The organism is Paenibacillus sp. 10L310, assembly GCF_056395745.1.
Genome location: NZ_JBFTKC010000003.1, coordinates 603,335 through 617,599, shown reverse-complemented (window position 1 = coordinate 617,599; position 14,265 = coordinate 603,335). Strand labels below are relative to the sequence as shown.

Genomic DNA, 14,265 nt, shown 5'->3' with positions numbered 1-14,265 from the left:
AACGATCATGGATATCATTACTTATGGTAAAGTGGTCAAGCTTTCAAACGAGATCAAGGAAGCCAGGGAAGACAGCGGGACTCTAGATGCTCGATTGGTCAAGATTGCATTAGGTAAGATTACAACAGTAAATGCAAAAACAGACCTTCCCCCACAAGGGATAACGGAAGCTATTTATGCCGTACTCACGGATGAAAGTAATCAAAATTTGCCAACATTATATATGTATGGCGAAGAATATACACCTCTTACGGGATCTAATGTTAGCTATAAATCCAATGGCATCCTAACAGTTAACGGGTTGGAGGTCATGGTATATGAGCATCCAGATTTCCATAGTGCAGACATCTTAGCAGATGGCATTGAGAAGAAAGTGTTTACTACTGAAGAACGAATTAAACTAGAGAATATTGAAGTTAAGGCCAATTATTACACACATCCTGACACACACAGTGCCGATATGATCAGCGATGGAGAAACCCATGTGAGCATGACTTGGGGTGAACGAAAACGCCTGAATGTCATTGATCCGTGGGAATCGATCAGCGATTTGGTAGATTATACGGATGTGGTTACATATTTTGCTTTTGACAATCAGGGAAGAGCTATTCGACAAGTCGTTACAGACAACTACACCGAGCAGCTTGTTAGAGAACCTGTACTTACCATGCCGGCTTCTCCAGAAGGTTATGCACAGAATGATTCCTTCTTGGTCATTTCGATTGGTGAGATATATCGATATGATGGTCTAGACTTCGTGCAGCTTCCTACTTTGGTTGATGTCATCTATCAGTATGATGATGAGGGAAGATTGGTGGCCAAGTCCATCACCAGGTTGGGAACAACACCTGTTCAAACTAACTTCCAATATATATATGACTCATACGGTAATCGTATAGCGGTTAAGAAATACTAATACGGAAGGATAGCATATGCTGTCCTTTTTTTCTTTTAACAACAAAATAATTTGTGTTTCCCACATCTGCATTGAAGAAAGATTAGCATTAACAATCAGCTGATCAAGACGTATAGAGAAAGTAGTATGAGAACGTAATTATTCCGGGAGGTAGTGTACGATGAATATTGAACTTACTGCTCATTTCTATTTCAAGGGAAGTGGGAAGAAAAAAACGGTGAACTGGATGGAAGATAATCCAAGATTACAACAGAAAGAGAAAGATTCGGATAAGGTCGTACGCGAAATCCCGTTAACTGGGGATGAGGTTAAGCAAGAATATCGCCGACTTTTCACCAAACACAAGAACGAGGGGAAATCGATTACGTTGGAAGATACAGACGATGTGGTTCATATCATTGATCTTACCGATGTGCGAAATATTGAATTGACCTCTAAGGAGGGGAATACAGATGATGTACAGGCTGACCTTTGCACTGAATGATGAGGAAATTGTCACTACCGAGATGACCTCGGATAAGGAGGATCTGGTTGGAGCAACGGAAGAAGCGTTCGATTTGATCGAAAGAGACTATGGTGCCAATGTCGTTTTGAACCTGGTTGCGTTTAGTCTGCTCAAAATAGAGCTTACCAATGAAATGATAAATTAAGCGTAAAAGCTAACTAATGTTAGCTTTTCAGCACCAACTTCTAATTTATTTGAATAATTATAAAATATAGTTAATAAAGTGATATACCCCAAGCCTAGTTCTGGGGTCTATTCCTTTTTCATGAAAAGTTGATAGTGACTTGATTTAATGCATCCATTGAAACTTGTCTTGTACAAGCAGTTTTGATTAAACTAGGTTGAATTCATATGTTCAGGGGCAGTAGAAGGGGTCAGGATGATTGGCAAGGAGGGATGGGACATTGAGATAAAAGACTTGGAAAGAGAGCTCGCAAAGTTGGCATCCAGAATAAGAAAAGATTTTACTGAACGCGGGCCGGTAGATACCAGAGTCTCTATCATGAATCATTTTATCATCTTAAAGTTTACAGCAAAATTCACCAAGCCTGAAGCACTCATGCTGGAACATATGCAATCTCACTCAAGTCAAATTTTCGCCGAATACAAGATGAAGCTAGCATATATGATGAGAGAAGATTTCAACCCCGTTTTCTCCTATATCAACATGGGTCTGAAGATCGAAGACATCGAAACAACATTTTTTGGTCATGATTTTGCAGAGCAGATTACAGTCTTCAAGATGAACAAGGATGTTGAAGTGCTGCTGAAAAATGATGAGATTAACATGCCTTAAGACCTATAAACTAACGTTTGAATACTGGACAGGTTCTTAGGAACTAATTTTTGTTGTTGACAATATCCTACATATTTCCTTATACTACCCTTATGGCGATCGAATAGATTAATAATCTTGACGAAGCCTATAACCTTGTTAAAGAACTTGAAGGCCATATCTTCGGTAATTGGGACGAAATAGATGTCAGACCAAGACCGACACATTCCACCATTTTGGTATTTTCCAGTGGTGCGCTCTGTGTTGGTCTTTTTGTTTGTAAAAAATGCTACTTTACCTTTCACCGTGTACTTCGTATATAGTCAGTAAAAGGCATATAAGCGAACGAAATAAATAAATGTTGCGAACATTAGTTCGTATTTGTTATTCTGAATGTAATAGGATGGGAATGGGGAGGCGGATCAAAGGGAGATTTCTTGATCGTTTGTATGTAATTAGGCTTATTAGCTTCAATTGTGTGTAACAAGACTACATATGGTATATGAGATTTCGGGAGCAAAAGCGGGAATGCAGAGTAAGATCATGCTGGATAGCGAATAGATTGTGAAGAAAGAATACGATTACTGATAATTAAATAGTTAATGGGGGAAATGAATAATGTCTGCTACAACTGCTATGGGTTTTGATGATTTATTTGAGATTGGGGATATAGACATGTTCCTGAACAAAGCTCAGGAGAAGTGTCGTCACAAGCTTAGAGGTAAAACGTTTGCCGGGATGGAGAAAGAGGATGTGACCCAGGAGATTATGATCAAATTAGTTAATTCCCTGGACAAGTATGATGCAGAAAAGGCCAAAATGTCGACGTTTGTTGATCATCTTATCGAAAATAAAATCAAGGACATGTACCGCAAGTGTATGTCTGAGAAAAATCTCAGTGTGGTTAACGCTGTACAGATCATGTGCACGTATCAGGGTGGTGGCGATGAATCGGAAAGCTCAGACATCGCATTAGCGCTTGGTCATGCTGGGTTTGCTTATGAGAACTTTGAGTTTGTAACAGATATTATGGAAAATATGAGGCTGAACGAACGTGAGAAACAAATCTTTAAGCTTCGGACTTCGGGGTATGAATTTGTAGAGATTGCAGGAATGCTAGGTGTATCCAAGGCACGGATATCCCAGTTATGGAAAGCGATTCGTGAGAAATACGAAGCATTGTAGTCATAAGTGGCAATTAATAGCCTAAGTTTGATGAAGATAGATTCAGTAACCTACATAGAACAGAGAGAGCACCCTTAACTGGGTGCTTTTTTATGTCGTATAGAGAGATTAGTACAGAAAGAAAGGCGGAACAAGGATGCTTAGTGTGGTGGTTTTAGGATTTTCTGTGGAACGTCTAGAGGGGTATTCGGATATCGCTTGGGCAAGTCATGATTCTTCGACAGCTTCTGATTTAAGCAACAGGGAGTATACCTTGATCATTGAGAAAGTAGTGGTACAGGCTGATGCTGTCTTGGTTAATCTGGATATGGATTATTTGACCTCTACTGATATTGTGATCATGCATCATGCGTATATACATAAAAAACCGATCTTGGCTGTAGGTTTCAGGCCATTGGAGCCTGTCATCGAAGATTTTGTCTCCAAACGAGTGGCTGATCTGGACGTGGCTGTACACCATATGCGGACGAACTATATGGTCCTAAGCAGCGGAACCAATCCTTCATCTGCGGCTCCAATTTAACTGCCGCTCCGATAACACGTATAGAGAATGTAAGGGCAAGAATATTCGCGAGACTTTAACTAATGGAGGAATAATTCAATGACACATATGATCAAAGCAAAAGATGATAAATTAACGGAAGAAATCGTAGCCAGTATGATTGGAAAGTATATCCACGCGCCGACCAATATGCATGAAATCCAGACGCCAACCGGCGCAACAACAAAAGCCAACGTATGGTTTGCTGGTCGTGTAGCTGGTTACGAAAAAGCCGTTATTGGATTCAACTACGAAGAGGGTACCTTTCATGAAGAACTACAAACATTTTATAACGTTCATTTAACGGATGGTATGGGGTACATTCTGACAAGTGCTTACGAATTGGAGATTCATGAACTGACCGAAGAGGAGTTTAATCAACTCATTGAAGAGAAAAAGGAAGAGGAACAAGAGTCATCGGGTGAAGAGCAATGAAAGTGTTAAACTACGCTTCGGATTTAGCTGTAAAAACGTTTGTGTCCGCTAGCGCTGCAGGTGTGGAAGAATTAATCAACGCATGGATGTTATCCAAGCCGCACACGTTCGTTACCGGACTGGAGTTTACCTCCACCGTTGATCCATCCAGTAACACGTTGGAATATGCCGCAATCATTGTATATCAGCCAAGTGAACAAGACCAATCCTAACTTATGTATGAGATTATTCCTTCTATAATATAGAGGCTTTCAGTAAGGAGGTGGGCGAATCTGTTGCTCACTTTAGAAAGAGTAATAGGTATTGTTGTTGCGGTGGTGGTGTTAGTTTCACAATACCAAGCAATGGAAGCAGAGCAGGTAAAGCCAGTAAAACCAATGAAGCAAGAAAAACAAGAGAAGCAAGAAAAGCAAGAAAAGCAAGAAAAGCAGGGAAAACAAGTTAAAGATGCATTGGTTGCTCCTACGCACATACAAATGACGGATATGCTTGAGCAGTATATAGAACTCCACCATGAGAAAACAGTGAGCCGGGCAAAGCTGCTGAAGTATGTAAGGTGGGTAGTTCAATATTCGAAGGATACGGATATCGATTCCGTCTGGATTCTGGCTATGATGTGGCAAGAGAGCCGGATGTTAGAGGTAAGTGTATCATCCCATGGAGCGATTGGTTTACTTCAGATTCTTCCAAGCACAGCGAAATCGTTTGGAGTGAGTAAACAGGAGCTACTTCAGCCTGAAACGAATATCAGAACAAGCATTATATACTTGGAATATCTTATGGATAAGTACGACGGAAATCTTCGTACGGCAATTATTGCGTACAATCAGGGGGAGGGCAATGTAAATAAGGGAAAGGCTCGCCCCTGGTACTACAATCAAGTGAAGGAACATCATAACAAGATGCTTCAAATAATCGAAAAAGGTCAATAAACATTATTTAACAATAGAATTTGAATACTATAAGACCGTTTATCAATTTTACATAGGGAGATCCAAATGGGAAAATTTCCAGAACATATTAGCACGAATTTGCAGGTAGATAAGAAGCACTACACAATGGATGACGTAGAAAATATTGAACGTTGTAAGCTCGATGAGCATTTCCTCGGGGATTGTATTTTGGTCAATGAGAACTTGATTTGGCATTCTGTTCATAAGTATATTGGAAAGCCCGAAATGATTATTAAGAATCATTGTGTGGAGAAGGATGATATTCTTCAACTGGGCCGTCTGGGATTCATCAAAGCGGTTAAAGCATTTGATACGGGGCGTGGCGTAAAATTCAGTTCGTTTAGTGTTACTGCGATTGTCAGAGAAATCAGATGTTTTCTGAGAGATAGTGCAAGCATTATTCGTCCAACTCGCACAGCTACGGAATTAATTAACCGAATCAATCGACTTGAGCACGATATGGGCTACCTCCCACCAGCACATGAAATCGCATTGTTGCTTGATGAGGAAGAAGAGAAGATCAATAAAGCACTTCAAGTGGGTAAAGGTGTGAAATACCTGGATGAGCCTGTAGGTGCTGATGATCAACAAACTCAATCCGTGACGTTGATGGATACCATCTATAGCGGGGAGAATATTGAAGAAGATATTCTGGACAAGTTATACGTTGATGCGGTTATTGATTCGGTCAAGCGCAAGCTTAGTGAGAAAGAAGTGACTGTACTGAAGCATCGTGTTGAAGGGTTTAATCAAACCCAGACCGCAGATATGGAAGACATTAGCCAGATGAGAGTCTCTAGAATTATGCGAAAAGTAGCTAAAATGCTGGATAAAAAGGATCAGGCTTGATTGTCGTCTGAGCCCTTCATATCTTATATAATGTCTCATACATAACGTCCCTCCCGCATCCAAGCGTGAGGGATTTTTGCTGTTTTTGCCCTATGGGACATACTCCAAGTTGTCCGAACATAAGATAGTACAAGATTCCAAGTGACCCGGAGGAATGAATTGATGCGAAAAATAACGAAAGTCATTGCATGCATGCTTATCCCTGTCTTCTTGTTGTCTTCATTAGGGACTACTCAAGCCCAGGCAACGATTCAAGGTCCGTCTACACATGCGCAAAGCGCTGCTCTCATTGATGTCACATCAGGCCGGATCTTATACAGCAAAGATGGGGATAAGGAACTGCGCATCGCCAGCCTGACCAAAATCATGACGGCGATCGTAGCAATCGAACACAGCAAGCTGGATGATAAAGTGAAAGTGTCTCCCTCGGCTTTTGCCAAAGAAGGATCTTCTCTCTATCTCAAGTTAGGTGAAGAGATGACGCTTGAAAACATGTTGTACGGGCTCATGCTCCGTTCAGGCAATGACGCGGCCTCTGCGATCGCAGAACATGTCGGTGGTTCGGAAGAAGGCTTTGTCCTGTTAATGAACAAAAAGGCGGAGCAAATCGGTCTGACGCATTCTCATTTTATGAACCCTCATGGACTGGATGCAGAAGGTCACTATTCAACAGCTAACGACTTGGCACGATTAACGGCATATGCATTGCACAATCCGGTGTTCAAACGCATCGTAGCCACGGAGGACAAATCCGCACCGAACCCCAATGAAAGCTGGGAATACTCTTGGCACAATAAAAATAAAATGTTGCGGATGTATGAAGGTGCGGATGGAGTGAAAACCGGCTACACAAAAAAAGCTTTCAGATGTTTGGTCAGTTCCGCTACACGTAACGGACAGCAGCTCGCCGCAGTAACGCTGAATGACGGAAACGATTGGAACGATCATGCTCGGATGTTAGATTTCGGTTTTGAGTACTTCCCGTTAGTAGAGGTCGCCAAGCAAGAACAGCCTGTGCAAAATACAGATGTCGTTACGGGCCGGGGATTCTGGTACCCACTGGCTAAAAGTGAAGAAGGCTCATTGACCAAGAAGTTGATACTACACGAAAATAGAGGACAGTCGGAAACGGAAGGCAAGGAACAATCGACAGATCCTTCGTTTGGATTGGCAGGTCGCATTGATATGCAACTTGACGGCAAACTTGTGGGCTCAATTCCCGTGTATCGTAAAGGCAGTTATATTCCTCCTGAACCGAAGACAGAAGATGCAACGCTGGGTGGAATCGGTGATGTCTCTTCCTGGGCAACTGCATGGCGTGCCGTGTTAAGCCACCTGTTGTCTCCTTAGCTAAATCGCCATTGAAGGGAGGATATAATCCATGATTAATCTAATTTGGCTGCTCATGATTTTAATCGGATTTGTTTTTGCAGCCGTCAACGGCAATATCGAAGTGGTCACGCAAGCCGCTTTTGATGGGGCGGCAACGGGAGTCACGGTCTGTTTTGGACTGATTAGTGTGCTTGTGTTCTGGATGGGCATGATGAAAATGGCTGAAGATGCGGGTCTCCTGGCTCGGATTGCCAAGCTGCTCGGTCCGGTTGTGGGCTTCCTGTTTCCCGATGTGCCCAAAAATCATCCGGCGATGGGTTATATTCTCTCCAATATGAGTGCCAATTTGCTGGGACTAGGAAATGCGGCTACACCGATGGGAATCAAAGCCATGCAACAGCTACAGGAGCTTAATCCAGACAAACAAACCGCTTCTCCTGCGATGTGCACCTTACTGGCTCTGAATACGGCTAGCATTACCATTATTCCGACAACGCTGATCGCCATCCGCTTAAACTATCATTCCGCCAATGCAACAGAGATTGTGGGAACAACATTGATGGCTACCATTATCGCTACACTTGCTGCTATAATCGCCGATCGCTGGTATCGAAACAGGGCTTTACACAAACCGCCGCGCATACAGAAAAGTGGCAATCCCGGCATGAAAGGATGAGCACCTTTGTTAACCTTCATCAACTGGATTTCCGTCTGGGCCATCCCGGTTATTATCGCGTTTGTTCCATTATATGCGTTTACCAAAAAGGTCCCGGTTTACGAATCCTTTGTTGATGGGGCCAAGGATGGTTTCTCCACTGCAATCAGTATTATTCCACATCTCGTGGGCATGATGGTCGCAATCAGCGTATTTCGTGCCTCGGGTGCACTGGATTTTGTGATTAGTCTGTTTGCTCCGCTGGTGTCCTGGATGGGTGTTCCGGGCGAAGTGTTACCACTCGGAATACTGCGTCCTTTAACGGGTACAGGCTCTCTGGCGTTTACAACCGATCTGATCAAAACCCATGGCCCTGACTCCATGATTGGACGTATGGCATCTACGATTCAGGGGAGTACAGACACCACGTTATATGTGCTGACTGTTTATTTTGGGGCTGTAGGCATACGTAACGGTCGATATGCACTCAAAGTAGGGTTGTTTTCCGATGTCATTGGTTTTATTGCTGCCCTCGCCATTTGTTTGCTCGTTTTTGGTTAAAAGATATCTCCTTTCCTTCCGATATATTAGATATGCTAGAATAATAGCGGAGGAGAGTGAGACATGCAGAAGAGTTGGAAACGAATGCTCCGTGTCGGAATGTCAGGCGTGCTTGCTATTGCAATGCTCGCAGGGTCAACGGGGCTGGCGGCAGCTCAAGCCGTTCAGACGATACATTTTACAGGTTACTTCGACAAACAGCTGCGTGCACAAATGGCAGTCACAGCGGATTCTTTTCCAGTCGTGAATGTACGTTTGGTCAAGCAGGATGAACCCGATATGGTATATTATGATGTTGGTACCTCAATATTGATCTCAAAGGATGAAGTGCTCACGAATTATCATGTCGTTCAGAGTTTTGCTGAACTGTCTGATGGTGATGAAGGTACACTGACTGTTGCAAGTCCGGGTTCCTTGGGTAAGCCTGTAAAGGCAAAAATTATTAAGACAGACCCGGTGACAGATATGGCACTGCTGAAGCTGGACAAGGAAATAGACGCCCAACCGGTCACGTTTGCAAATGCAAGGGATAACCAGGTTGTTTATACGATTGGATTCCCCAAAAATCCTGCTGGTGATCTTGTCATCCTGGATGAAGATTTTCCTTCAACCTTCAATACGATAGCCAAAAGCAGAGTGTTTAGTTCCCAAGCTTTGGACGTTCCAGGTAAAAAGGGAATCGGCAGTATTGTGAAATCCATGGCACAAGGTAATTCAGGTGGCCCTGTTCTGGATCAGAACAACCGGGTCATTGGTATGATGACATTTGTATACGGTGGACGTACCTATTATATTACTTCCAAAACATTGCAGACTTTCATTAAAGAGAGTACCAAACCTGCCAAAAAACAGGTTGCAGTTGCCGGCAAAGTTTCCAATTAAATGATTTGAGGAAAAGGCTTATCTTTACACCATCTGTGTTCAACAGGTCGTGTAAAGGTAGGCTTTTTTTTGCGGCGATCTCCAGGGGAAGGTAGTCTAAAATGCATATTCGTGTCGCCAGTTTACAAAATCCTTGGATTATCCTTGTGATTTCCTTGCGTGATGGGTATCATTAGTGTGAGGTGACATGACAAACATGGAAAGATTACAAAAAATTATCGCACAGGCAGGCATTGCATCCCGCCGCAAGAGCGAGGAACTAATCCTGTCCGGCAAAGTAGAAGTTAACGGGGAGGTCGTAACCGAACTGGGTACAAAAGCGAACCCCGAAGAGGATATGATTACGGTTAATGGAAAACCGATCCGCAGTGAGAAAAAAGTGTACTTGATGTTAAACAAGCCAAAAGGCGTAATCACAAGTGCATCTGACCCGGAAGGTCGGAAAATTGTATCCGACTACCTGAAAGGTGTCAAGGAACGCGTATATCCTGTGGGTCGTCTGGATTATGACACAGAGGGCTTATTGATCCTTACCAATGATGGTGAGTTTGCACATTTGCTAACGCATCCGAAGCATCACGTACCCAAAACGTATCATGCAACGGTTAAAGGTGTGCCACATGGTACAGCTTTGGAGAAATTAAAGACAGGCATTATGCTGGATGACGGCATGACTGCTCCTGCAGAGGTAGAGTACAAAGATGTGGATACAGCGGCTAATGAGTCGGTCATTTCCATTACGATCTATGAAGGACGTAACCGTCAGGTTAGACGTATGTTCGAGGCAATCAACCATCCAGTAACCCGCCTGAAACGGATTTCGTTTGGTGGTATTTTGCTACAAAACCTGAAACGTGGTCTGACACGTCATCTGACCAAAGAGGAAGTCAACAACCTGATTACCCTCGCACAATCAGAGCCAGCCAAAAAAATGAAAAAAAGGTAATGTGAGGACACATAATTTTCATAAAACCGCCGCAGTTTTGTGACGAAATTCGCTATAATTGTTCATAGGATGTTCACAGTTGTCTTATACCAATAAGATGCGAATGCTACAGTCACTTAAAAGGGGAGCAGCACATGGGGAAATCAAGAAGAACGGTGCAAATCGTCATTTTGTTATTGATCCTGGTGTTGGGCGGATATGCGATTACCACATCGGTATCCGGCTCGAATGGCAAGCCAAAGGAAGGGGACAAGTCTCCTTCTTTTGAACTGCTGGGCCTGGATGGTCAAGTTCATACGTCTGATGAGTACAAAGGAAAAGCGATGGTGATCAATTTCTGGGGCACCTGGTGTGAACCTTGTGTTAAAGAAATGCCTGCACTTCAGGCGCAAGCTGACAAATGGAAGGACCAGGGAGTACAATTTGTCGGAATTAATGTTGGAGAAGACCAGATGACCGTGGATAATTTTGTACGGCAGGTTGGGGTTACGTTTCCAATCATGCTTGACAGGGAGAAAAACTCGGTTCGTGATTTCGGGATCTCTCCGATGCCAACAACATTCTTTGTATCCGACACGGGCAAAATCTCTACCATTCATATCGGGCAACTTGATTTGGACACACTTGACGCTCAAATTTCGCAACTGGCGAAGCAGCCCTGACAGGAGGTCTATTCGTGTTCCAAAATACCAAATGTGAGTGCGGACACCAGAATCCGGTAGGCACTGTACTATGTGAAGCATGTGGGAAACCGTTGCTGGAGTCTGAAGCTAAATCGGATGAAGTGCTGGAAATGCGTTATGATGGCATGGCGCGCCGTTCACAGCGTAGTAATCCTAATATCATTGACCGCATATGGAACTTTTTTTCTTCCGTTAAAATTGCCGTCTATATGATTGTTTTTACGCTTGTAGGTTCTATGCTTGGCACGATCTATCCGCAAGAAAGTACATTTCTGAATATCGATCCCTCCGTGTACTACAAAGAAACATACGGTCAGTTGGGTCATATCTATTATCTGTTGGGTTTATCCCATACATACGAATCCTGGTGGTTTATTCTACTGCTGGTGCTGATTGGGGCATCATTGGTGATATGCAGTCTGGATCGCGTCCTACCGCTCTACAAAGCACTCAATAAACAGAGAATACGTAAGCATACGCAATTTTTGACAAGACAGCGTCTGGTGTACCAAGGTACCATCGAAGAGGCACCAGAAGACTGGATTAAGAAAGCGGTTACGCCGTTGAAAAAGAAAGGATACCGCGTGCACACCCTGGGGGATGCATTACTCGCCGAGAAACAACGATTCAGTCGATGGGGCCCATATGTCATCCATATTGGACTCATTATATTTTTGCTGGCGGTGCTCGCACGAGGTCTTCCAGGTCTGAATTTGGACGAGCACGTCGCTTTTCCTGAAGGTGAGATCAAAAAGATCCCGAATACATCGATGTATCTGCAAAATGAACAGTTTAATGTTGAATTCTACAGTGAGGACGAAGTACCCGAGCAATTCCGTAACCTGAATAAGACCGTTCCAAAACTGTTCGAAACAAAAGTTGTTTTGTATGAATGTACAGCAGATTGTTCGGATCTCTCGAAGAAACCTCAGTTAGCTGAGGTGGCCAGACATGATGTACGCGTGAATCATCCATTGAATTATAACGGTCTGAAAGCATATCAGTTTGATTATGATCTAACACCGACCATTCGTTCCGTAACGCCTGATCTGGTCAATACAGAGACGGGTGAAGTATATGGGCCAATTAAGATCGATATGGTAGATACCCAAAGAACATTTGAAGCTGGTCCTTATAAGCTCACGGTAAAAGAAAAGTTTATGGACTTTGGATTGGATGAGAATGGTCAGCCCAAATCAAAATCACCTTCACCTAATGCACCTGCTTTTCTCTTTCTCATCAAGGGACCGGATCTGCCCGAAGAGGGGATACAATATCTGTACTTTGCGAAGCAGATTGATAAACAACGGTTTCAACAGGATGCAATTAACCAACAGCTGATTGGAGCTGAGATTCCTTTACAGCTGGAAGTAGACAGCATGGACAAGGTCGATATTATTCAGTCCGTAAGTTATCTCAATATAAGAGTGGACAAGGCAATGCCTTTTGTGTGGGTAGGAGCCGGTATTGTTATGTTGGGTCTGGTCATGGGTTTTTATTGGCATCATCGCCGCATCTGGATTCGTTTTGATGATAAACAGCTCACATTGGGTGGACATACCAACAAAAACTGGTTTGGCTTCAGGCGTGAAGTTGCGGCCGTCTTGAAACAGATGAATCTGGAAGTGGAAGAGAAGTCGTTGGATAACGGGGGGAATCAGGCATGAGTTTATTGGATTTCAGCAGCGACGCATTTATCGTATCTTTCTTTCTCTATTGTGCTGCATTCTTGTTATATGCTGTCGCGGTCATGGGCAAAAAATGGAGTAATCGTGATCCTCTGGACCATATGAATCGTTGGGGTAAAAGAGCTTTTATCGCTTCGACTGTCGCCTTGGCGGCACATATCGTATTTTTTGTAACCCGATGGGCTGGGGCAGGTCATATCCCGGTTAGTAACATGTATGAGTTCATGTCTTTTCTGTCCATGATGATTATGGTTGCATTTATTGTTGTATATGCCATATACCGCAAGTCATTACTGGGTTTGTTTGCGTTACCACTTACCATTATTATTATGGCGTACGCCGCTGTATTTCCTCAGGAGGTACAACCATTAATCCCTGCACTTCAGTCCATCTGGCTGAAAATTCACGTGACGTTGGCCGCGCTTGGTGAAGCATTCTTCGCCGTGGGTTTTGCCGCAGGGTTCATGTATTTGCTCCGTACTGTTGATTTCAGTGGTAAAGACAAATCTTCAAGACGTCAACGAGGATGGGTTGAATTCACCCTGGTTACGATTGTTGTAGTCATCGGATTTATTGGAACGGTATTTGCCTTTCGTACAGCTGGTTACGAGGCGGTTTTTGTACAGAAAACGGTCAGCATTGACACAGAGGTACAGGAAAATAGTACAATAGAGAAAGTGATTTATCGCATGCCTCCGATTTTTGCACCATATAATAGCGAAGTGGAGAGCATGACACCGTTTCTTGGCATGAAAAAACCTTTACTTGAGACGCCTTCCTGGATGAACGGGGTAAATGCCGGGCGCAAGCTGAATACGGTGGTTTGGTCACTTATTGTAGGTCTGATCCTGTATGGAATTGTACGACTTCTTGTGCGCAGACCACTTGGACAAGCGTTACAGCCAATGATGGATGGAATCGATGCCGATGATCTGGATGAGATAAGTTATCGCGCGATTGCCATTGGTTTTCCGATATTTACGCTGGGAGCATTAATTTTTGCCATGATCTGGGCTCAGATTGCCTGGAGTCGTTTTTKGGGTTGGGACCCCAAAGAGGTGTGGGCATTGATTACATGGCTATATTATAGTGTGTATCTGCATTTGCGTTTATCCAGAGGTTGGCAAGGTCAGAAGTCTGCATGGCTTGCAGTTCTTGGCTTCCTGGTCGTCATGTTTACGCTAGTTGGGGTGAATCTGATCATTGCCGGATTACATTCTTATGCTGGGGCCGACTAGGACAGTCTCGTATTGCAAAGGTTGAGTTTAGAAGCGGGAAACACAAATGTACCTTTTTATTGAAGGGTATTCAAATATTGTTCGCCAGATCGAACATAATAGAAGTGATGAGGAGTTATTG

At 43.3% G+C, this 14,265-nt stretch carries 18 protein-coding genes; all 18 read left to right on the top strand.

Going from position 1 to position 14,265, the window contains the following annotated elements; translation table 11 throughout:
• The first annotated feature begins 7 nt into the window (after nucleotides 1-7).
• Nucleotides 8-916 (top strand): hypothetical protein, encoded by a 909-nt coding sequence (locus AC1DE7_RS11855; protein WP_477534414.1) that lies wholly within the window; start codon nucleotides 8-10, stop codon nucleotides 914-916.
• 160 nt (nucleotides 917-1,076) lie between these two features.
• Entirely contained in the window at nucleotides 1,077-1,400 is a 324-nt protein-coding gene (locus tag AC1DE7_RS11850; RefSeq protein WP_477534413.1) for a hypothetical protein, read from the top strand.
• Nucleotides 1,369-1,566 (top strand): hypothetical protein, encoded by a 198-nt coding sequence (locus tag AC1DE7_RS11845; protein ID WP_477534412.1) that lies wholly within the window; start codon nucleotides 1,369-1,371, stop codon nucleotides 1,564-1,566. The genes AC1DE7_RS11850 and AC1DE7_RS11845 overlap by 32 nt, the downstream gene beginning before the upstream one ends.
• A gap of 273 nt (nucleotides 1,567-1,839) precedes the next feature.
• The gene (locus tag AC1DE7_RS11840; protein ID WP_477534411.1) at nucleotides 1,840-2,217 is read left to right on the top strand and encodes a Na-translocating system protein MpsC family protein; all 378 of its coding nucleotides are present in this window, start codon (nucleotides 1,840-1,842) and stop codon (nucleotides 2,215-2,217) included.
• Nucleotides 2,218-2,814: 597 nt separating this feature from the next.
• On the top strand, nucleotides 2,815-3,381 hold the full coding sequence (locus AC1DE7_RS11835) for a sigma-70 family RNA polymerase sigma factor (RefSeq protein WP_477534410.1): 567 nt from the start codon (nucleotides 2,815-2,817) through the stop codon (nucleotides 3,379-3,381).
• Nucleotides 3,382-3,517: 136 nt separating this feature from the next.
• Nucleotides 3,518-3,904 (top strand): hypothetical protein, encoded by a 387-nt coding sequence (locus AC1DE7_RS11830; protein WP_477534409.1) that lies wholly within the window; start codon nucleotides 3,518-3,520, stop codon nucleotides 3,902-3,904.
• A 78-nt stretch (nucleotides 3,905-3,982) separates the two neighbouring features.
• Nucleotides 3,983-4,357 carry a hypothetical protein gene (locus AC1DE7_RS11825; protein ID WP_282320899.1) on the top strand — a complete coding sequence of 125 codons (375 nt, stop codon included), beginning with the start codon at nucleotides 3,983-3,985 and terminating at the stop codon, nucleotides 4,355-4,357.
• A complete protein-coding gene (locus AC1DE7_RS11820) occupies nucleotides 4,354-4,569 on the top strand; it encodes a hypothetical protein (protein ID WP_340905622.1) in 216 nt (71 codons plus the stop codon). The genes AC1DE7_RS11825 and AC1DE7_RS11820 overlap by 4 nt, the downstream gene beginning before the upstream one ends.
• Before the next feature lie 63 nt (nucleotides 4,570-4,632).
• The gene (locus AC1DE7_RS11815) at nucleotides 4,633-5,289 is read left to right on the top strand and encodes a lytic transglycosylase domain-containing protein (protein ID WP_477534408.1); all 657 of its coding nucleotides are present in this window, start codon (nucleotides 4,633-4,635) and stop codon (nucleotides 5,287-5,289) included.
• A 66-nt stretch (nucleotides 5,290-5,355) separates the two neighbouring features.
• Nucleotides 5,356-6,159 (top strand): sigma-70 family RNA polymerase sigma factor, encoded by an 804-nt coding sequence (locus AC1DE7_RS11810; protein WP_076251194.1) that lies wholly within the window; start codon nucleotides 5,356-5,358, stop codon nucleotides 6,157-6,159.
• Nucleotides 6,160-6,321: 162 nt separating this feature from the next.
• On the top strand, nucleotides 6,322-7,509 hold the full coding sequence (locus tag AC1DE7_RS11805) for a D-alanyl-D-alanine carboxypeptidase family protein (protein WP_127550946.1): 1,188 nt from the start codon (nucleotides 6,322-6,324) through the stop codon (nucleotides 7,507-7,509).
• 31 nt (nucleotides 7,510-7,540) lie between these two features.
• Nucleotides 7,541-8,167, top strand: a complete 627-nt coding sequence (locus tag AC1DE7_RS11800) for a nucleoside recognition domain-containing protein (RefSeq protein WP_036607746.1) — start codon at nucleotides 7,541-7,543, stop codon at nucleotides 8,165-8,167.
• Between the two features lie 6 nt (nucleotides 8,168-8,173).
• Nucleotides 8,174-8,707, top strand: coding sequence for a spore maturation protein (locus tag AC1DE7_RS11795; protein ID WP_127550944.1), 534 nt, complete (start codon nucleotides 8,174-8,176; stop codon nucleotides 8,705-8,707).
• Nucleotides 8,708-8,770: 63 nt separating this feature from the next.
• Nucleotides 8,771-9,589 (top strand): S1 family peptidase, encoded by an 819-nt coding sequence (locus AC1DE7_RS11790; protein ID WP_282320904.1) that lies wholly within the window; start codon nucleotides 8,771-8,773, stop codon nucleotides 9,587-9,589.
• A gap of 196 nt (nucleotides 9,590-9,785) precedes the next feature.
• Entirely contained in the window at nucleotides 9,786-10,535 is a 750-nt protein-coding gene (locus AC1DE7_RS11785) for a pseudouridine synthase (RefSeq protein ID WP_036607741.1), read from the top strand.
• A gap of 134 nt (nucleotides 10,536-10,669) precedes the next feature.
• The gene (locus AC1DE7_RS11780; RefSeq protein WP_017687661.1) at nucleotides 10,670-11,197 is read left to right on the top strand and encodes a redoxin family protein; all 528 of its coding nucleotides are present in this window, start codon (nucleotides 10,670-10,672) and stop codon (nucleotides 11,195-11,197) included.
• A gap of 14 nt (nucleotides 11,198-11,211) precedes the next feature.
• Complete coding sequence (gene resB, locus AC1DE7_RS11775) at nucleotides 11,212-12,885, top strand: cytochrome c biogenesis protein ResB (RefSeq protein ID WP_477534407.1); 1,674 nt, start codon at nucleotides 11,212-11,214, stop codon at nucleotides 12,883-12,885.
• Nucleotides 12,882-14,144: a cytochrome c biogenesis protein CcsA gene (gene ccsA / locus AC1DE7_RS11770; protein WP_477534406.1), complete on the top strand. Its 1,263-nt coding sequence runs from the start codon at nucleotides 12,882-12,884 to the stop codon at nucleotides 14,142-14,144. Before resB ends, ccsA begins: the two co-directional genes overlap by 4 nt.
• Nucleotides 14,145-14,265: the final 121 nt, after the last annotated feature.